At 36.6% G+C, this 19,049-nt stretch carries 17 protein-coding genes; all 17 read left to right on the forward strand.

All coding sequences use genetic code 11. The features are described 5' to 3' along the window. Positions 1-8: 8 nt before the first annotated feature. The 17 genes from IGJ20_RS05500 to IGJ20_RS05580 all read left to right on the forward strand — a co-directional run bounded on the left by IGJ20_RS05500 (position 9) and on the right by IGJ20_RS05580 (position 19,047). Complete coding sequence (locus IGJ20_RS05500; protein ID WP_116593061.1) at positions 9-1,049, forward strand: ABC transporter ATP-binding protein; 1,041 nt, start codon at positions 9-11, stop codon at positions 1,047-1,049. 26 nt (positions 1,050-1,075) lie between these two features. Next, positions 1,076-2,140, forward strand: a complete 1,065-nt coding sequence (locus IGJ20_RS05505; protein WP_002357914.1) for an ABC transporter substrate-binding protein — start codon at positions 1,076-1,078, stop codon at positions 2,138-2,140. Further along, positions 2,116-3,900 (forward strand): adenine deaminase, encoded by a 1,785-nt coding sequence (locus tag IGJ20_RS05510; protein ID WP_202522470.1) that lies wholly within the window; start codon positions 2,116-2,118, stop codon positions 3,898-3,900. The genes IGJ20_RS05505 and IGJ20_RS05510 overlap by 25 nt, the downstream gene beginning before the upstream one ends. Continuing rightward, positions 3,884-5,212, forward strand: coding sequence for an amidohydrolase (locus IGJ20_RS05515; protein ID WP_142957213.1), 1,329 nt, complete (start codon positions 3,884-3,886; stop codon positions 5,210-5,212). Before IGJ20_RS05510 ends, IGJ20_RS05515 begins: the two co-directional genes overlap by 17 nt. Before the next feature lie 184 nt (positions 5,213-5,396). After that, a complete protein-coding gene (locus IGJ20_RS05520; protein WP_002382193.1) occupies positions 5,397-6,287 on the forward strand; it encodes a helix-turn-helix domain-containing protein in 891 nt (296 codons plus the stop codon). A gap of 219 nt (positions 6,288-6,506) precedes the next feature. Then, positions 6,507-7,442 (forward strand): FAD:protein FMN transferase, encoded by a 936-nt coding sequence (locus IGJ20_RS05525; RefSeq protein WP_202522471.1) that lies wholly within the window; start codon positions 6,507-6,509, stop codon positions 7,440-7,442. Positions 7,443-7,468: 26 nt separating this feature from the next. Next, positions 7,469-8,077, forward strand: coding sequence for an NADPH-dependent FMN reductase (locus IGJ20_RS05530; RefSeq protein ID WP_002357907.1), 609 nt, complete (start codon positions 7,469-7,471; stop codon positions 8,075-8,077). 18 nt (positions 8,078-8,095) lie between these two features. Further along, positions 8,096-9,352, forward strand: a complete 1,257-nt coding sequence (locus tag IGJ20_RS05535) for an NADPH-dependent oxidoreductase (protein WP_202522472.1) — start codon at positions 8,096-8,098, stop codon at positions 9,350-9,352. A gap of 411 nt (positions 9,353-9,763) precedes the next feature. Then, positions 9,764-11,254: a helix-turn-helix domain-containing protein gene (locus tag IGJ20_RS05540; protein ID WP_002361663.1), complete on the forward strand. Its 1,491-nt coding sequence runs from the start codon at positions 9,764-9,766 to the stop codon at positions 11,252-11,254. Next, complete coding sequence (locus IGJ20_RS05545; protein ID WP_161971885.1) at positions 11,205-11,879, forward strand: hypothetical protein; 675 nt, start codon at positions 11,205-11,207, stop codon at positions 11,877-11,879. Before IGJ20_RS05540 ends, IGJ20_RS05545 begins: the two co-directional genes overlap by 50 nt. A gap of 257 nt (positions 11,880-12,136) precedes the next feature. Beyond that, positions 12,137-13,027, forward strand: a complete 891-nt coding sequence (locus tag IGJ20_RS05550; protein ID WP_202522473.1) for a metallophosphoesterase — start codon at positions 12,137-12,139, stop codon at positions 13,025-13,027. 291 nt (positions 13,028-13,318) lie between these two features. Beyond that, a complete protein-coding gene (locus tag IGJ20_RS05555) occupies positions 13,319-14,230 on the forward strand; it encodes an ABC transporter permease (protein WP_002382199.1) in 912 nt (303 codons plus the stop codon). Between the two features lie 14 nt (positions 14,231-14,244). After that, entirely contained in the window at positions 14,245-15,126 is an 882-nt protein-coding gene (locus IGJ20_RS05560; protein ID WP_002357901.1) for a carbohydrate ABC transporter permease, read from the forward strand. A gap of 17 nt (positions 15,127-15,143) precedes the next feature. Next, the gene (locus IGJ20_RS05565; protein ID WP_002357899.1) at positions 15,144-16,742 is read left to right on the forward strand and encodes an ABC transporter substrate-binding protein; all 1,599 of its coding nucleotides are present in this window, start codon (positions 15,144-15,146) and stop codon (positions 16,740-16,742) included. 56 nt (positions 16,743-16,798) lie between these two features. Further along, positions 16,799-17,392: a DUF624 domain-containing protein gene (locus IGJ20_RS05570; protein ID WP_202522474.1), complete on the forward strand. Its 594-nt coding sequence runs from the start codon at positions 16,799-16,801 to the stop codon at positions 17,390-17,392. Beyond that, positions 17,385-18,302: an acetylxylan esterase gene (locus tag IGJ20_RS05575; protein ID WP_202522475.1), complete on the forward strand. Its 918-nt coding sequence runs from the start codon at positions 17,385-17,387 to the stop codon at positions 18,300-18,302. Before IGJ20_RS05570 ends, IGJ20_RS05575 begins: the two co-directional genes overlap by 8 nt. After that, complete coding sequence (locus IGJ20_RS05580; protein ID WP_002377753.1) at positions 18,283-19,047, forward strand: endonuclease/exonuclease/phosphatase family protein; 765 nt, start codon at positions 18,283-18,285, stop codon at positions 19,045-19,047. Before IGJ20_RS05575 ends, IGJ20_RS05580 begins: the two co-directional genes overlap by 20 nt. Positions 19,048-19,049 lie beyond the last annotated feature (2 nt).

Below are 19,049 nucleotides of genomic sequence, written 5' to 3' on the forward strand. Positions count from 1 at the left end.
AGAAAATTTTGACTTTTGTAGATTTAAAAGATATTCGCGTCAGCTATGACGGAAAACAAGATATTTTAAAAGATTTAAATATTTCAATGGAAAAAGGAGAGTTAGTTTCTTTATTAGGACCGAGTGGTTGTGGTAAAACGACTACGCTAAGAGTGATTGCTGGATTAATTAAGCCAAACGACGGACAGTTTTTCGTTGACCAAGAAGAACTAACAAAGGTTCCTGTCCATAAAAGAAACTTTGGGATGGTTTTTCAAAGCTATGCGTTATTTCCCCATTTAACGATTGCAGAAAATGTCGCTTTTGGGCTGAAATTACGCAAAGAAAACAAACAAACCATGGACCAAAAAGTCACGGAAATGCTAAAAGTATGTGGTTTAGAAAGCTTGGGCGACCGTTATCCAAAACAATTATCTGGTGGTCAAAGACAGCGGGTTGCGCTAGCACGTGCTTTGATTATCGAACCTAAACTATTACTACTAGATGAACCGTTGAGTAATTTAGATGCAAAATTGCGAGTGGCAATGCGGATTGAAATCAAACGGATTCAACAACAATTAGGCATTACGACTGTTTTCGTCACACATGACCAAGAAGAGTGCTTTTCTATTTCAGATAAAGTGGCCATTATGAATAATGGCGTGATTGAACAATATGATTCACCAGAAACGATTTATCGTTTGCCTCGTACTAAGTTTGTCGCTGAATTTATCGGTTTTGAAAACTTTTTCTCTGTCGAAAAAATGGAAGCCGGTCATTATCGGACACAAACAAATCAAATAGTGAAAACGACTAATCCTGAACCAAATGTTACAACGACGGTGGCAACGATTCGTCCAGAGGACATTGAGATTGTTTCAGAACCTGCTACTAATACTGTCGCAGGTACTGTCGCTGTCCGAACATTTTTAGGGAAAAGCTATCAATATGAAGTGGAAACAGCGCTAGGTACATTGCTGGTTAATGGAACAAGTGAACAGTTATATGAAACAAACGAAACCATTCACTTGGCTTTTCCAGCTGAGAAATTAGTTATTTTAGAAAAATAAAAACCATTTTGGAGGAAGATTTAAAAATGAAAAAACGCGTAATTTTAGGAACATTAGTCGCTGCAACGTTATTAATGACTGCTTGTGGAAACAGCGAAGCAACTACGAAAAGCGAGAGCAAAGGTGGAAGTAATGCTTTAGTCGTTTCAACTTTCGGATTAAGTGAAGATATTGTCAAAAAAGACATCATCGCTCCATTTGAAAAAGAGAATGAAGCGAAAGTTACCTTAGAAGTAGGCAATAGCGCAGACCGCTTTACGAAATTAAAAAATAATCCCAATGCGGGAATTGATGTCATTGAATTAGCACAAGCAAATGCTGCACAAGGTGGAAAAGAAGGGTTATTTGAAAAAATTACAGAAAAAGAAGTACCTAATTTAAGTCAGTTAACACCAGGAGCAAAAGAGGTTTTTGAAAGTGGTGCTGGCGTACCAATCGCTGTAAACAGTATCGGTATTGTTTACAACAAAGAAAAATTAGGCAAAGAAATTAAGAACTGGGATGACTTATGGTCAGCTGATTTGAAAGGTAAAATTTCTGTTCCAGACGTTGCCACGACGGCAGGTCCTTTAATGTTATACGTTGCTAGTGAACATGCTGGTCAAGATATTACAAAAGATAACGGGAAGGCCGCTTTTGAAGCGATGAAAGAATTAAAACCAAACGTTGTTAAAACGTATTCAAAATCGTCAGACTTAGCTAATATGTTCCAATCTGGTGAAATTGAAGCAGCTGTGGTTGCTGATTTTGCGGTTGATATTATTCAAGGCGCAGCAGAAAACGTGACGTATGTCGTCCCAGAAAGCGGCACGTATGCCAACTATAATACAGTCAATATTCCTAAAAAAGCACAAAACAAAGAAACCGCCTTTAAATTTGTTAACGCACGGATTAGTGAAGAATCACAAAAGGCCAAAGCGATTTCATTAAATGAAGGACCTACAAATCAACAAGTAACGCTAAGCGAAAAAGAAGCGAAAAATAAAACATATGGTGCCATTGCTGAACGTGCCAAAACAGTCGATTTTAATTTTATTAATAGTCAACTAGCGGATTGGATTGATCAATGGAACCGGACGATGAATCAATAGTTTTAGAAAAGAGGAACAAAATGAACGTCGATGTACTACTAAAAAATGTGTGGCTGTATCAAACAGTCACTCAAACATTCGTTCAACGAAATGTTGCGATTAAAAATGATAAATTTTATTACATTTATGAAGAAGAGAACGTCAATTTGCAGCCCAAAAAAACAATTAATGCCGAGAATCAATGGATGATTCCCGGCTTAATTGATGCACACATGCATATTGAAAGTTCCATGACGACACCTACTATTTTTTCCAAAGCAGTAGTGCGTTACGGTGTGACAACGGTGATTGCCGATGCCCATGAAATGGCTAATGTATTTGGCTTAGAAGGCTTAAAAGCTTTTATGGCCGCTGAAACAGAACTAGATATCTTTCACGCAATTCCTTCCTCGGTTCCTTCGACCACTCCCGAATTAGAAACAACTGGTGGGATTATCGGCTTAGCAGAAGTAGCAGAATTACTCAAAGAGCCAAAAGTGATTTGTTTAGGGGAAGCCATGAATTTTAAAGGGATTTCCTATGAGCCAGATTCTTTAATTCGTCAAATTATCGATTTGTGTCAAAAACAACGACCAACCATGCCTTTAGAAGGCCACTGTCCTAAAATCGAAGATCAAGAGTTAGCAGATTTTCTATATAGCGGTATCACTTCAGATCATACCCATCAATTTCCTAAAACGTTAAAAGAAAAAATTGAAGCGGGCGTCTTTATTCAATTTCAAAATAAATCAATCACTCCTGAAAACATTCAGGTGATAGTAGACAATGACTTCTACAATTATGCAAGTATTATCACGGATGACGTGATGGCTGATGATTTGCTAAAAGGTCATCTAAATGAAAATGTCAAAAAAGCCGTTCATGCAGGATTGCCTATCGAAAAAGCCATTTATATGGCAACTTATACGCCGGCCAAACGAATGGGTCTCCATGATCGTGGCGAAATTGCACCTGGTAAAAAAGCTGACTTTTTGTTATTAAATAACTTAGAAAGTTTTGATATTACTACGGTTTATAAATCTGGAAAGGTCGTTTTTGAAAAAGGTGAGCCCTTCCATTATCCAGAAAAAATTGAAGAGTTTCCAGCCGCTTACCAACAAACCATCCAATGTAAAAAGTTAACAGAAGAAGATTTACTTTTAAAGGTGGCTACAACAAAAGAAACAGTTCGTTGTAATGTGATTCAAAAACAAGAAATTGGCACATTTACAGAGCGAATTACAAAAGAAATTCCTGTTGAAAATGGATTGTTACAATGGCAAAAAGCCAACTGTGCCTTATTAATTGTGATGGAACGTTACGGAAAAAATGGCAATATTTCTTTTTCTTTAATGGATCAACCACTTTCCGAGAAAGGAGCCATTGCGACAACCTGGGCCCATGATCATCATAATTTAATGGTGATGGGTAATACGATTGAGGATATTCTGTTAGCGCAGAATGAATTATTAGCGATGCAAGGCGGCTATTTGGTTGCTTCGGATCAGCAAGTGATGGCAACTTGTCCTTTACCAATTGGTGGGATTTTATCGCAAGCACCGATTGAACAATTAGGCGCTTCTTTACAAAAAGTCCGACAAGCTATGCAAGCGTTAGGCTATCAAAATATGAATGAAATCATGTCCTTTTCCACACTATCATTGCCTGTCTCGCCAGCCATTAAAGTGACAGATTTTGGGATGATGGATACGAAGTCACAACGTTTCTATCCATTAGTTTTTCCAGAGGATGGAGTTCTTTTGCATGAAAACACTCATTAAAAATGTGCATATACTAACAATGGATGAGCAATTTTCAGAAATCAAAGCCGGCTATTTAGTGATTGAAGAAGACACAATTGTGGAATTAGCGCCAATGACCACACTTGATGAAAAGCGAATGGCTGCAAATCAAGTAATCGATGGTCAAAATGGAATTTTAATGCCTGGGATGATTAACACCCATACCCATGTAGGCATGATTCCGTTTCGTTCGTTAGGAGACGATGTGCCAGATCGACTCCGGCGTTTTCTTTTTCCATTAGAACAATTCATGACAAAAGAATTAGTAGGATGCAGTAGTGATTATGCAATTGCTGAAATGTTACTGAGTGGTATTACGAGCTTTTGTGATATGTATTATTTTGAAGATGAAATTGCTAAAAGTTGTGAAAAAATGAGTGTTCGTGCTTTGCTCGGAGAGACGATCATTGATATGCCCACTTGTGATAGTCCGGAACCTTCAGGCGGTCTTTTTTACGCGGAAACCTTTATTCGCAAGTGGCAAGGACATCCGTTGATTACGCCTATGCTTGCGCCGCATGCACCGAATACCAACTCACCAGAAGTGTTAGCAAAAATTATTGAACTTAGTCGGCGATACCAAGTTCCTGTGACCATGCACGTTGCTGAAATGACTTATGAAATGGCTGAGTTTGAAAAAGCCTATCAAAAAACACCAATTGCTTTCTTAGAAGAACTGGGTTATTTGAGCGAGCCGTTTATTTTAGCTCATTGTATTTTGGCAACAGATGAAGATCTTGCGAGTTTAGCTGCTACTAATGGAAAAGCGCGTGTCGCTCATTGTATCGGTGCGAATACTAAATCAGCCAAAGGCGTAGCGCCGATTAAGCAAATGCTTGATCAAGGGATTATTGTCGGTTTAGGCACGGATGGACCTAGCAGTGGGAATACATTAGATTTATTCACCCAAATGCGCATGGTTGCGAATTTTCATAAGACAACACACCAAGATCGCTCCTTGTTTCCTGCGAAAGAAATTGTTTATCTGGCAACGATGGGGGGCGCTAAAACGTTAGGCTTGGCGGAGCAAGTCGGCTCATTGGAAGTGGGCAAAAAAGCGGATGTAACATTAATTGAAACGCAATCAGTTAATATGTTTCCGATTTTTGATGCCTATTCAGCGTTGGTTTATTCAGCAAATGCTAGCAATGTTGAAGCCGTTTGGGTGAACGGTCAACAGTTAGTTGCCAATAAAGAATTACAACAAGCTAATCTCAAAGAAATCAAGGAAAAATTATATCAGGCCATGAATACGTTTGTGAAAGAAGCTAAAAAAAGAGCTGCTCTCTAAACAGAGCAAGTAGGACGTATCGGATTGATTAAATAACGCTGAATTGACGTTTAGTGATTCAGGTTCTAATAGAGCGCAGACAAACTTTTAATGAAAGAGTTGTCTGTGTTCTTTTTTGTTATAAACATTTTTCTTTTTCTATATATATTTTTAAGGTAAGTTGTATTATAGTAAGTTTGAGAAGATGAGAATGAGAGGAAAAGCAATGAATATACAACGGTTTATAGAAAAACGCAAAGCACGTGGTTTGTCGCAAAGTGAATTGGCTAAAGGGATTTGTACGCAAGTCACGGTTAGTCGCTTTGAAAAGAATGGTCAAGTCCCAACTTTAAAAATATTGATCCAACTATGTAATCGTTTAGAGCTACCTTTGGGGGAACTCTTCCCGCGCGTAGGGATTAAACAACCTGAAATTCTTGAAAAAATGGAAGAAGCAGAATTCTTCTTGATTACCAGCGAACATGACCAATTGCAAACAATTTTAAAAAATATTCCTTTTGATGAAATCAAAGATTCCCAACTGTTATTAGAATATTATTATTTACAAGGCTTTGTCATGATTTTTCAAAATGCTTCGTTGATGGATTGCTTATTTACCTTTGAAAAACTTCTGTTTGAAGAGCAAAAATACACGAGCGATATTTACCGTTTGTTAGCTTTTACTGGAATTGGCATGGCCTATGCCAAAGAAGGCGAAATTGAGAAAGCCGAATTTTATTTCAATAAGGTCTTCAAGGAAATTTATCTTTATACTATTCAATCAATGGAAGATACTTGGCGAGTATTAAATGTTGTCTTTCACTGTGGTGTTTTTTATGCAGAAAAAGGCGATTTAGAAACAAGTGATGCTTTGTTAGAGTATGCGATTTCCATCTGTTCTGATAATCACGTCACGTATTACTTGGCAAGAGCAGCTTTCCAGCTTGCGAAAAATGCCTTAGCTGAAGAAAAGCCGCAAGAGCAAATTTTAGAACTACTACAAGATGCCCGCGCGTATGCAAAAATCAATAAAAACCGCATCTTGTTGGAAGCAATTCAAACATTGAAAGAAACAATTTTATCTAAGAATAATTAGTTTATATAGAAAATTATATACTTATTTTTAAAATATAATAAAAAAAGCGTTTTTTAAAAGAGTTCAAGACATGTTACGACCTTAAATGAAAATTTTAAGGTCGTTATTTTATATAAAAAAATATATAAACGACTTGACTGGCATCAAATAAAGGCGTATGATTCATTTGTAAATAAATGTGAAATAAAACACAATCTTTCGTGGAGAGGAAGTCTTGAGGTGCAACAAAGTCAAACTATTTATTTGATGGGCACAGTAATAGATGTATTTGTAGACCATGAAGAACCTGAAAAAATTCTAGAAAAAGTGCATCAACGATTGATCACTTATGAACAACGTTTTAGTGCAAATGATTCAACTTCGGAACTGATGGCTGTCAATCAACAAGCTGGGCAAAAACCAGTCAGCGTTCATCCAGAGTTGTATCAATTAATTGCATTAGGGAAAAAACATAGTTGTGATCCAGCTAGTCATTTGAATGTTACCATTGGCCCGTTAGTTCAAACATGGCGAATCGGTTTTAAAGATGCCCGTGTCCCGTCAGAAGAGGAAATTAAAGCCTGTTTGAAAAAAATTAATCCAGAAAAGATTCACTTAAATCCCTTAAAACAAACGGTTTTTTTGGAAGAAGAAGGAATGAAATTAGATCTGGGGGCTTTAGCAAAAGGCTATATCGCTGATTTACTAATTGCCTATTTGAAAGAAGTCCATGTTACGTCTGCTTTGATTAATCTGGGCGGCAATATTGTGACGTTGGGGCCCTCTACGCATCAAAACAAAAAATGGCGAATTGGTATTCGCAATCCGCAAGAATCCAGAGAAACAATCAGCTTACTTGTCGAAGTGGCTAATCAATCGGTTGTGACGTCGGGCATTTATGAAAGAAGTTTAACCGAAGCTGGGCGAGTCTATCACCATTTGTTGGATCCGACAACCGGATACCCATTGGAAACTGAAATGGCCAGCATCACAATTATCTCGGATGCTTCAGTGGATGGTGAGATTTGGACAACGCGTTTATTTGGTTATCCAATTCCAGAAGCGCTTGAAATCCTCAATCAACTAGATGGGATTGAAGGAGTCATCATTACACAAGACCAGCAAATTTTATATAGCAGCGGGTTAGCAGATACTCTTCACATTATCCATTCATAGAACCGAAAAAGAAAGGACAGCTCATTATGAAAAAAATTATCGGCTTAGTAGGAACGAACTCAGAGCAATCAACCAATCGTCAACTTTTGCAATTTATGCAACACTATTTTGCGCAGGAGGCTGACATTGAACTAGTTGAAATTGTTGACTTTCCTATGTTTAACAAGCCAGAAGACAAAGTTTTACCAGAAATAGTTAAAACGGTTGCTGAGAAAATTGAAGCAGCAGATGGCGTCATCATCAGTACGCCTGAATATGACCATGCGGTGCCGGCTTCTTTGATGAATGCCCTAAGTTGGTTATCTTACGGGATTTTTCCGTTTGTTGATAAACCAGTTATGATTACTGGTGCATCCTATGGCACGTTAGGTTCCTCTAGAGCACAAGCGCATCTGCGTCAAATTTTAGATGCTCCTGAATTGAAAGCACGAATTATGCCAAGCTCTGAATTTCTATTAGCGCATTCCTTACAAGCTTTTGATGAAAACAATGCGTTAAAAGATTCAGAACAAATAGATAAACTAGCTGGTTTGTTTGCAGATTTTTGTGTATTTATTGAAATTACAGAACAGCTGAAACATGCGCATGCGCAAAACAAAAAAGAAGCAGAAAATTTCTCATGGGAAACGATTTAACGAAATGGAGTGAATAAAATGAAATTAATTGGGATCGTCGGATCAAATGCTGATTCTTCTTATAATCGGATACTACTGCAATATATTGGCAAAGAGTTTTATAAAATGTTCGACTTGGAAATTTTAGAAATTAAAGATATTCCAATGTTTAATCAAAGTAAGGATCAAACGAACAGTGTCTTGATTCAGAATATGAATCGCAAAATTTTACAAGCAGACGGCGTAATTATTGCGACGCCCGAACATAACCATACCATTCCTGCCGGTTTGAAAAGTGTGTTAGAATGGTTATCTTTCAAAATTCATCCGCTGGAAAATAAACCAGTAATGATTGTTGGTTGCTCTTATTATGATCAAGGAACCTCGCGTGCGCAATTACATCTCCGTCAAATTCTTGATGCACCTGGTGTCAATGCAATCGTGATGCCTGGAAACGAGTTTTTATTAGGAAAAGCTAAAGAAGCATTTGATGAAAACGGCAACTTAATTGCGGAGGGAACACGTCAATTTTTAGAAAGCACATTACAAAAATTCGTGGAATTCATTGATGTGATTTCAAAATTAGAAGGGGCTAAGCCAAAAGACTTACCTGAGGATTTACATGCAAAAGGAACCATTGAAACAACGATCGAAGGGGTTGATATGGCAGCAGATGATTGGGTAGAACAAGCAGCAGAAGCGGTTCAGGCTGTGGAAGGCGACACATATGTAAAATTAGATCGAGGCATTTTAACCGTAGATCAGCTAAATTATTTCTTAAAATCAATGCCAATGGAATTGACTTACGCAGACAGTAACAATCAATTTTTATATTACAATAAAAAAATGGCTGCTGAAGAAATGTTTGCTAAACGGCAACCAGGACAAGTTGGTAATCCATTAGCGAATTGCCATCCACCAAAAGCATTGAAAAATGTAGAATGGGTGATTCAACAATTACGGTCAGGAAAAACAGATGCTATTCGCGTTCATGTTCCAATGCACGGACCAGATACCTATGTAGTGCATAACTATCAAGCGATGTATGATGATAATGGAAATTACGCGGGAATTAATGAGTATATTTTAGACTTTAAACCAATTGTTGATTGGTATTTAAAACAAACTGGGCAAGAATTAATCGGTGGAAAAAACGTCGATGCAGTCAGTGGTGCCTCCAAAAAAGAAGCGCCAGAAACGGCAGATAGTGTCTCAAGTGCATCAGTCCATGAAGAAGAGTCAGCGACCGAAAAGCCAACAGTTGACAGCGTTTCTAGCGCTTCAATTAAAGAGTAAAATAACAGTAAAAAATAGCGGCAACAAGTAGTCATATTGTATTCAGATTAGCAATGCCAAATGAGGACTTTTATTGACAGAAGCTGATACTTAAAAGAGTAAGAACTTTATAGGAAGATAGTATAGAAGACGAACCAAAAGTTTCAATCATTTTTGACGAATAGGCTAGAAAAGAAACAGAAAATTAGTCAAACAAATCAGCTTTTCTTTAAATTTAAAGTAAAAAAATAACAAAAAAAGCCTCCTTGGTGACGCAAGGGGGCTTTTTTTGGTTAAAATAATACTTTTCTATGAAGATTCCTAAATATTGAAAGAATCATTTTTAAATTTGTGGAAAAAATAAGCAAGATTGACACTCACGTCTTGTTAAAAAAATAGATACTTAAGGCGTGATAGTTTGGAGTTGAAAATGTGACTACTTTGTTAGATGAATTATTAGACCAAGAATTCCGAGATAAATTACTTATTTATCAAACTTTTATGAATAGTGAAGGTCCATTATTAAAAGAAGAATTTTATGGATATTTTGATTTATCCACTCAAAAGTTAGAATCGTTGTGCCGTCAAATAAATTATGAATGTACACAGATTTCTTCAAGGAGTCAAATTCTTTTTCCAGCTAAAGGACTGATTAGTGCGCAAAAATTATCGCAAATTGATTATCAAGCCTTAAGAAAATATTATTTTGATCAATCACTAATGGCCAAGTTACTTCTTGATGTGGGCCTCTATCAAAAGCATACGATTCAAGAATTTTCTCAAATTCATTTTATGAGCAAAAGCAAAATTTATGCCTTCTCGTATAAACTAAATCTGATTTTAGCTAATTGGCGTATTAAATTAAAGTCAACAGGCTTGGTTGGAGAAGAGAAAAATATCCGAAGTTTTTGTTTTCAATGTTTGTATTATTTTTATGGAAGTAATCAAGAAAGGCTGCCTAACATTTTGCTGGAAAATAGTCCTGGCATTAAGCGATTTATAAACGATTTACAACTGATGTATCAAAGAACGTTTAGTCTTAATCAAAGCGCACAACTATTTATTCTTTTAACGATCCAACGTTTTCGTGTATTTTCTGATCATGTAGTGGACTCTTTTACGGAAGTTCATGTGCCTAGCTGTTTACAGCATGCATTTGAAAAAATTTATACAAGCGAAACCCCTCTTTTTAAAGAGGATTTTGGCAAAGAGACTTCATATATTTTTCTTTTTTTAAGTTTAAATGAATACATTGATAGTCCGATTGTTTTTCCAGATAAGTTAACCATGTTAGACGAATTTATTGATCATATGAATAGTGTTATTCCTTTCTTTGAAAAGCGAATTACGGTGGAAACAAAAGAAAAATTAAAGTTGATTTGTTATCGCTGGGACCGCCTATACTTTTCAGTGGCTGCATTTATTCCCGCCAAGCAGAGCAGTTTCTTTGAAGAGCGGTTTCCTCAAATTCATCGCGCCTTAGATGGTTTTATACAAAAGACAGAGTCGCTGCATCAAAAACGATTTTTAATGTATGAACGCGTGCATCTATATTATGATTTTATGTTTTGTTTGTTAAATGATCGGTCTTTTTGCGCAATTGAAAAAACGATTCATGTATTTGTTGATTTTTCTGGTGGGGAGGATTATAACCGCTTTATTGCAAAAATTATTGCTTCTTTCAATTATATGGATGTCATGATTGATCACAAATTAACCTTAGAAACCGATTTGTATTTGTCCGATTTTTATAGTTCGAAAGTACGGTGTCGTCAATTGACATGGCGTCATTTGCCGGAAACAAAAGATTGGCAAGTATTTGCTGAGGTGGTCAGAGAACTAAGAAAGGGAGAGACTCAGAAAAATGAGCACTATGAGAGAGACCCAATCGAGATGTGGCGAGAACAAGAATACGAAGGATAGTCAATTGAGACAAGCAGGTAACTATAAAGATTTAACTGGTCAAAAGTTTGGTGAGTTGACAGTAGTAGCACCAACGGCAAAAAGAAAAGAAGGGCTGATTGTTTGGGCCTGTCGCTGTTCTTGTGGGAGCTATGCAGAAGCTTCAAGAAGACAACTAATTCGTGGGTATCGAACGAAATGTGCTCACCATCGCTATCAAACAATGTTGAAAAAAAACTATCATGAATTAGTCGTGGTACGGATTGAAAGTATTCAACAGACAATGAAAGCGTATTGTCTGTGTTCGTGCGGACAATCTTGCTGGGTTCGCTGTGAAAATTTGTTGAATGGCCATACCAAAAGTTGCGGTCATCGTAAAAAGAAGGATTACCGACAAAGAGTTGCTGGTGTAATTCCAGGGAAGTTGCAAAGTAAACGCCCTAAAAATAATAGCAGCGGACACAAAGGAGTGAGCCAGACCGCTTCTGGGAAATGGCTGGCTTATATCTCTTTGAAAGGCAAGCGCCATAACTTAGGTATCTTTACGAAAAAAAGTGAAGCAATTTTAGCAAGAAAATTAGCAGAACGTCGTCTATTTCAACCAATTTTACAACAAGAAATAGTGACTACAAATAAGGAAGTTTAGCAACAGAGAGGATGCGAAAGATGTTAGCAGGCTTATTTTCAGTAACTGGAATGATTTTATTGGGGATTTTATTTTGCTTAATTGGTTATCAAACGTTTCGAAAACATCATCATTAAGAGAAGAATGTTCTAGCTAGATAATTTCATCGACAGATGAAATTATCTAGCTTTTTTTATAAAAAAGCTAAGAAAAGGATAAGAGATTGTGGAAATTCTTTAGGTTGTTTAACAAAGCCTTAATTTCCTTTGTTTTAGATTGTGGTTAAGAAGATTTTTCTCTATACTAAGTCTTCGGAAATCAAAGAAAAGAAAGGAGCGAGTGATGTGGTTAAAAAAATTGGTTTAAGTATAATGCTCTTATTTTTTTTCTTAATTATCGCACTCCCAATCTATGCGTGGAAGATTGAGCCGAATTTAGTTCACGTTAATCAGGTGACTTTGGGAAAGAAAAATCAACGAGAACCATTGAATGTTGTGCAACTTTCGGATATACAAGTTTCAGAATTTTATGAGACGAAGCGGTTAGATAAAGTCATAAAAAAAGTCAATCGTGAAAAACCAGATATTATCGTTTTTACAGGTGATTTATTTGACAATTATGCCAAAAATCCGCAACAAAAAGAACCGATGATTGAAAAATTAAAACAGTTGCAAGCGACAATTGGAAAATATGCAGTTTGGGGAAATCATGATTATGGTGGCGGTGCTTCTGCGGTGTATGATGAAGTCATGGAGGCCAGTGGCTTTACCGTTATGAAAAACCAAGGAGAAACAGTAAGCCTAGCAGATGGACGCCGTCTTTTTATTGGTGGTTTAGATGACTCGTTATTAGGAAATCCTTCCGTTTCAGAAACATTATCCTATCGAGAAACGTATGACTATGCGTTATTAATGACTCATGAACCAGATGTCGCGGATGCATTTATTGGTACGGGTACACAGTTAGTTTTAGCAGGACATAGCCATGGCGGACAAATTTGGATTCCTTTTTATCCAATCACAAATGTTTTAGCTGAAAAGTATACCAGAGGATTGTATCAGTTGGACCAAGAAACGCAACTATATGTTAATACAGGCTTAGGGACGACCGCCATTCATGCCCGTTTTGGGGTGATCCCTGAAATTACACATTTTACTATCTATATTTAAAAAGTCTGGTCAATCCGACCAGACTTTTTTCTGTTATTTAACAGAATTATTTTTAAGAAAAAGATGTTCATATTTTGGTGAAACGTTTCTATAAAATGCTTTAAAATATCTAGAAAAGAGTATTTTTATGGAAAAAGAAGCAGGGAAAATAATTTCTTTATAAATGGTCTATAGCGCTTTTTAATGCTGTTATTTTTAAATAAAACCATAATGTAAGGGTTTACAACCGTTTGAAGTGAATGTATAATCTGTTTGTAGAAACGTTTCACTAAAAAGAAAGGAACCCTGCTTATGAAAAAACTAAAAAAGTTTTATGATCAGCGGCAATTGCATTGGATGGTACTTCCGGGTGTAGCATTCATGATTGTCTTTAACTACATTCCAATTTATGGAATTATCATTGCTTTTAAAAATTATACGATTGTTGATACGGTTTCTTCTGCACCATGGGTTGGACTTGAAAATTTTCGAATCATTATGGAAGATAGTTTTTTTTGGGAAGCAGTTCGTAATACCTTAGCGATTAGTTTAATGAAACTTTTTTTAGGATTCGCTATTCCGATTATCTTAGCGGTAATGATTTTTGAAATGAGAGATGGCCATTTAAAAAAAGTGATTCAGACAATTTCTTATATTCCGCACTTTTTTTCTTGGATCGTTTTAGGCGGGATGTTGATTTCGTGGCTTTCAACAAATGGCTTTATCAACCAAGTCATGATGTCGTTAGGCTTAATGAATCAGGGCGTCAATCATTTGTTAGATCCTGATAAGTATTGGTGGATTGCTGTTCTTTCTGATTTGTGGAAAGAAGTAGGTTGGGGCACGATTCTCTATCTTGCTGGCATGTCTCGTATTGATCCAACGTTTTATGAAGCGGCGAGAATTGATGGTGCTTCAAAATTAACACAAATCCGAACGATTACTTTGCCCTTATTAGCGCCGATTATTTCGTTGAACTTAATTCTAAATGTTAGCGGTTTATTGGGATCGAACTTAGATCAAACGTTGGTTTTAATGAATGCTCAAAACCAAAACAAATCAGAAGTAATTAATTCATTTGTTTATCGTATGGGGCTAACGCAAGGGGACTTTTCTTATGCGACGGCAGTTGGTTTAGGGATTTCTGTTATTTCAATTGTTTTATTAGTCATTACAGATCGCATTACTAGAAAAATGAACAATGGTCGGTCGGTTATTTTATAAAGGAGGCAACAGCTGTGATTAAAAGAAAATCAAAAGAAAACAAATGGTTTTACTTTTTCAATACGTTAATTCTTGTGTTGTTTTCTTTATTAATTATCGTGCCAATTTGGAATATTTTAGTTTCCTCAGTTTCGTCAAGTTCGGGTTTAGCCGGTAAAGGCTTGGTTTTATGGCCGAAAGGATTTACGCTAGAAAATTATCGGAAAGTTTTTTCGGATAGTAGCATTCCGCGAGCGTTTTTGATTTCTGTTTTAAAAACAGTCATCGGTGCGTCGACGCATACGCTGTTCTGTGCAATTGTTGCTTATGGACTTAGTAAATCTAGACTAGTCGGGCGTAATATTTATACAACGATGGGTGTCATTACAATGTACTTTGGTGGGGGCATGATTCCCACGTATCTTTTGATTAAGTCATTAGGACTCTTAGATACCTTCTGGGTATATATCATTCCAGCTTTATTTAGCTATTATGATGTAGTTATCTTAATGAACTTTTTCCGAGAAATTCCACCATCTTTAGAAGAATCCGCCAAAATAGACGGCGCCAGTGAATTTCAAATTTTTTATAAAATCTTTTTACCTTTAACAAAACCGGCATTAGCCACCATTATTTTATTTAACGGGGTAGGTCAATGGAATGACTTTATGACCACGAAATTATATATTACCAAAGAATATCTGTATCCATTGCAGATGAAAATTTATGAAATTATTGTTCAATCAAACTTGAGTACCATGACAGAGAGCGGCAGTACAGATATGGTGGTACAGGCAACGACACGTGGCGTTCAACTGGCAACAATTGTCATTACAACGATACCAATTTTAATCATTTATCCATTACTACAAAAACACTTTATCGGCGGTATGATGGCCGGTGCAGTAAAAGAATAAAGAAAGTAGGGAACAATATGAAAAAAGTTTTAGGCGGTTTATTGGTGGCAACGGCGGTCGTTAGTTTAGCGGCCTGTAGCGGAGGGGAAAAGAAAGCTAGCTCAGATGTCTCAATTAAGGATCGATATGAATTAGATGAAAAGACGCCTGCTTGGAAGTTAGATAAGAAGAAAGAACCGACCAAGATTAAATGGTATATTAACTCAGATTGGACGGCGCTGCCTTTTGGAAAAGACGTGACCACTGCGCAGATTAAAAAAGATTTAAATGTGGATATTGAATTTATTTCCGGCGATGATTCAAAATTAAATGCCATGATTTCAAGTGGAGATATGCCTGATATCGTGACATTAACTGAAAAAACTGGACAAGCAGCATTGAAAGCAGATTCTTGGGCCTATTCTTTAAACGATTTAGCTAAAAAATATGACCCCTATTTAATGAAAGTTGTTAACCAAGATACGTTTAAATGGTATGCCTTAGAGGATGGAAAAACATATGGTTACCCTAATTACTCTAATACAAAAGCGGATTATGAAAGTGGAAATATCCCAGTAAATGATAATTTTGTTATTCGTGAAGATGTCTATAATGCATTAGGCAAGCCAGACGTTTCAACACCAGAAAATTTTGAAAAAGTCATGCAACAGATTAAAGAAAAATATCCTGAGATGACCCCAATGGGCTTCACCACAGTGGGCGATGGTGCAGGACCATTTTTAGACAAATTACAAGACTTCTTAGGTGTTCCTTTAGAGGATAAAAATGGTAAATACTATGATCGAAATTTAGATAAAGAATACTTAGAATGGTTAAAAACATTTAATGATGTTTACCGAGCAGGCAATATTAGTGATGATAGCTTCACAGATGATGGGGCAACGTTTGATGAAAAAGTGAAACAAGGAAATTATGCAACCATGCTCGTTGCTGGAACCAGCGGTCAAGGTGGGAACTTTACAGAATTTATGAAAAAATCTGGCACACGTTATATAGCCATTGATGGACCAAGTAGCACTTCTGGCCGAAAACCAACATTAAATCAAACCGGCATTTCAGGTTGGTTAAGTAATTACATTACGAAAGATGCGAAAGATCCAGCGAAAGTCACTCAACTATTCACATATTTAATTGATGAACCAGGACAAATTTTAACAAAATATGGCGTTGAAGGAGTTACTTATGCGTACAATGATCAAGGAAAAATTGATTATTTACCAGAAGTGAAAAAATTAGAACAAACAGACAATGATGCCTACAACAAAAAATATGGCATTAGTCGTTTCCTATACTTTAACAATGACCGTGTTAATAAACTAAAAGTGCCAATGGAAAGTGCTTTAACGCAAATGCAAGAATGGGGCAAAGGAAAATTAGTCCCACATTTCGTAATTGAAAATATTAATCCAGATGCGGGAACGCCGGAAGCTCGGGCGAATGAAGCGATTGAAACCAAACTAAATACAACCGTTATTTCAATGATTCGTGCGAAAGATGATAAAGCCTTTGACAAATCTTTAGAAGACTACAAAGCATTCTTAAAATCAAATAAATGGGATGCAATTGAAAAAATAAAATCTGAGAAAATGGCAGAAAACAGAGACAAACTTAAGTAAGAGAGGAGGAGAGAAAAGCGGATAAAGCAACGAGAAATCCGCTTTTCTCTTTTAATATGAATAAGCTATTTGCATATGAAAGTTGGTATTATCGGATTTTTTCTTTTATTGCCAACTTGATCATTATTAATTTTCTCTTTTTAATTACCTGTATAACAGGCATCTTTAGCGGTGTCGGCTTAATTGCGTTGTATCGAACGATCTATCGTTTGTATCGTGAAAAAGATATTCCTGTTTTGCGAACGTTTTGGACAGCGTTAAAAAATAATATCATGCGAGGTTTTATTTTAACAGGTGTCTTGTTCGTTGCTTTTTTACTGGGCGGTATTGTCGTAACAAGTTTATTTAAAATAGCCACTAGTTTAGGTTTCTTAGCTATTTTTCTATTAAGTTTTGTTGCATTATTTTTGACGAGTTTTCTTTTTCTCTTTTCCGTTTTTAATTGGTCCGTTAAAAAGACACTAGGTGAGACGGTTTATGTGGTCTTAAGTAATAGTGCAAATGCGATTATTTTGTTTATTTTACCTCTTTTAACGTTTGTTTTTTTCTATAAGCTTAATTTGTTTTTATATATTGCGTTAGGATTCGGGACAACGGCTTTTCTTCAAGTTGCGTTTTTTCAGAAAGTGTTAGGTGTGGAACATGAATGAGTATTTTGAGTTTTGGCAAAAGACCAAGGAAGAACTTCAAAAAATACCGCTAGATATCCATCGGCGGGTCATTGACTATCCATTGGAAAATGTTCAAGTGGAACAGGTCGACTTTTTAAGTTTCCTAGGTGAGCGCATCTTTGGCTATTTGTTACTTCCTAAAATGGCGGGGAAACAGCCAATAGTGATTGATTGTTTAGGCTATATGAATCATATTCAAGAACCTTGGCAATTTGCTCATTGGACACAAATTGGTTGTGCTTGTTTTGTCATTGATAATCGAGGTCAAGGGGGATTAACCAAAGATCGTGTGCCATATCAAACAATTTGGCATGAAGCACCAATGGGACGAGGATTTCTAGACAAAGAAGATTGGTACCAACGCCGCTTGTTTGCCGACCATTTACGTAGCGTAGAAGTGGCGCGGACCTTTACTGAAATTAATCAGGACCAAATCATTCTTCGTGGTGGTTCCCAAGGGGGTGGCGTAGTGTTAATGGTGAACAGTTTAGTTGACTTCCCGATTTTAGCTACTTTTGCAGATGTTCCAAGTCATTCTTGTTTAGAAAATCGAGTAGCAGAAGGAACGGGTTCGTATCAAATTATTCATCAGTACTTACAAGAGCATCCTCAAGCGCATGAAAAAATTGCCGCGGTTCTTCCTTATTTTGATAGTCGTCACTTTGTTTCGCAAATTAAAAATCCAGTCTTTGCTTCTGTTGGGAGTAACGATCCGATATGTCCAATGAAAGATTTTTTCCCTTCTTATCATCAGATAAAGGCAAGAAAAGCAGTCAGAGTGTATTGGAAAAAAGGCCATGGTGGCGGTGAAACAACCCAGATCCGTCGTGAAATGCGTCAAATTCAACAACTATTGCAGGAGGTTAAAAATGAAAATAGCTACGTATAATGTCCGGGTAGATACAGAGTATGACCAAGATTGGCAATGGTCTTTTCGTAAAGAGGCTGTTTGTCAGTTAATCAATTTTCATGATTGGAGCCTTTGTTGTATTCAAGAAGTACGACCGAATCAAGTCAGGGATTTAAAGGCGTATACAACATTCACCTGTCTTTCTGCGGAAAGAGAAGGGGATGGTCAAGGAGAAGGACTAGCGATTCTCTATAACGAACAAAAAGTTCAGGCTATTGATACAGGGTATTTTTGGTTATCTGAAACACCTCAGCAGCCAAGTATCCATCCTGAAGCTGGCTGTCCAAGAATTGCTTTGTGGGGACTATTTAAGGAAACGACTCAAAATACGCCTTTTTTAGTCATCAATGTTCATTTGGATCATATTTCAGCTCATGCTCGTTTAGCAGGAATGACCGTTATCTTAGAGGAGTTACATGACAAAATTGCACAGTATCCAACTTTATTAATGGGCGATTTTAATGCAGAATCGGGGGAAGCGGTTCATCAACTTGTTCAAAAAAAATTTCAAGATAGCAAAAATTTAGCTACTCATTATGGCCCAAGAGGAACATTTCAAAATTTTACTTACACAAAACCTTGGGCGGAATTAGAAGAAATTGATTATATTTATGTAAAAGGTTGGCAAGTACAGCAAACCGCAAGTTTAACAGATAGTATCGATGGACGTTTTCCCTCCGACCATTTTCCTTTAGAAGCAGAAGTATGTATTGAAGAAAGGTGAGA

Origin of the sequence: Enterococcus sp. DIV0294 (genome assembly GCF_050558155.1) — a bacterium.
Lineage (GTDB): Bacteria > Bacillota > Bacilli > Lactobacillales > Enterococcaceae > Enterococcus > Enterococcus faecalis.

Coding starts and splice junctions, on each gene's coding strand:
- IGJ20_RS05505 (WP_002357914.1), top strand. CDS start 1,076: ATGAAAAAACGCGTAATTTTAGGAACATTAGTCGCTGCAACGTTATTA.
- IGJ20_RS05510 (WP_202522470.1), top strand. CDS start 2,116: ATGGAACCGGACGATGAATCAATAGTTTTAGAAAAGAGGAACAAAATG.
- IGJ20_RS05515 (WP_142957213.1), top strand. CDS start 3,884: ATGAAAACACTCATTAAAAATGTGCATATACTAACAATGGATGAGCAA.
- IGJ20_RS05520 (WP_002382193.1), top strand. CDS start 5,397: ATGAGAATGAGAGGAAAAGCAATGAATATACAACGGTTTATAGAAAAA.
- IGJ20_RS05530 (WP_002357907.1), top strand. CDS start 7,469: ATGAAAAAAATTATCGGCTTAGTAGGAACGAACTCAGAGCAATCAACC.
- IGJ20_RS05535 (WP_202522472.1), top strand. CDS start 8,096: ATGAAATTAATTGGGATCGTCGGATCAAATGCTGATTCTTCTTATAAT.
- IGJ20_RS05545 (WP_161971885.1), top strand. CDS start 11,205: ATGAGAGAGACCCAATCGAGATGTGGCGAGAACAAGAATACGAAGGAT.
- IGJ20_RS05555 (WP_002382199.1), top strand. CDS start 13,319: ATGAAAAAACTAAAAAAGTTTTATGATCAGCGGCAATTGCATTGGATG.
- IGJ20_RS05565 (WP_002357899.1), top strand. CDS start 15,144: ATGAAAAAAGTTTTAGGCGGTTTATTGGTGGCAACGGCGGTCGTTAGT.
- IGJ20_RS05570 (WP_202522474.1), top strand. CDS start 16,799: ATGAATAAGCTATTTGCATATGAAAGTTGGTATTATCGGATTTTTTCT.
- IGJ20_RS05575 (WP_202522475.1), top strand. CDS start 17,385: ATGAATGAGTATTTTGAGTTTTGGCAAAAGACCAAGGAAGAACTTCAA.
- IGJ20_RS05580 (WP_002377753.1), top strand. CDS start 18,283: ATGAAAATAGCTACGTATAATGTCCGGGTAGATACAGAGTATGACCAA.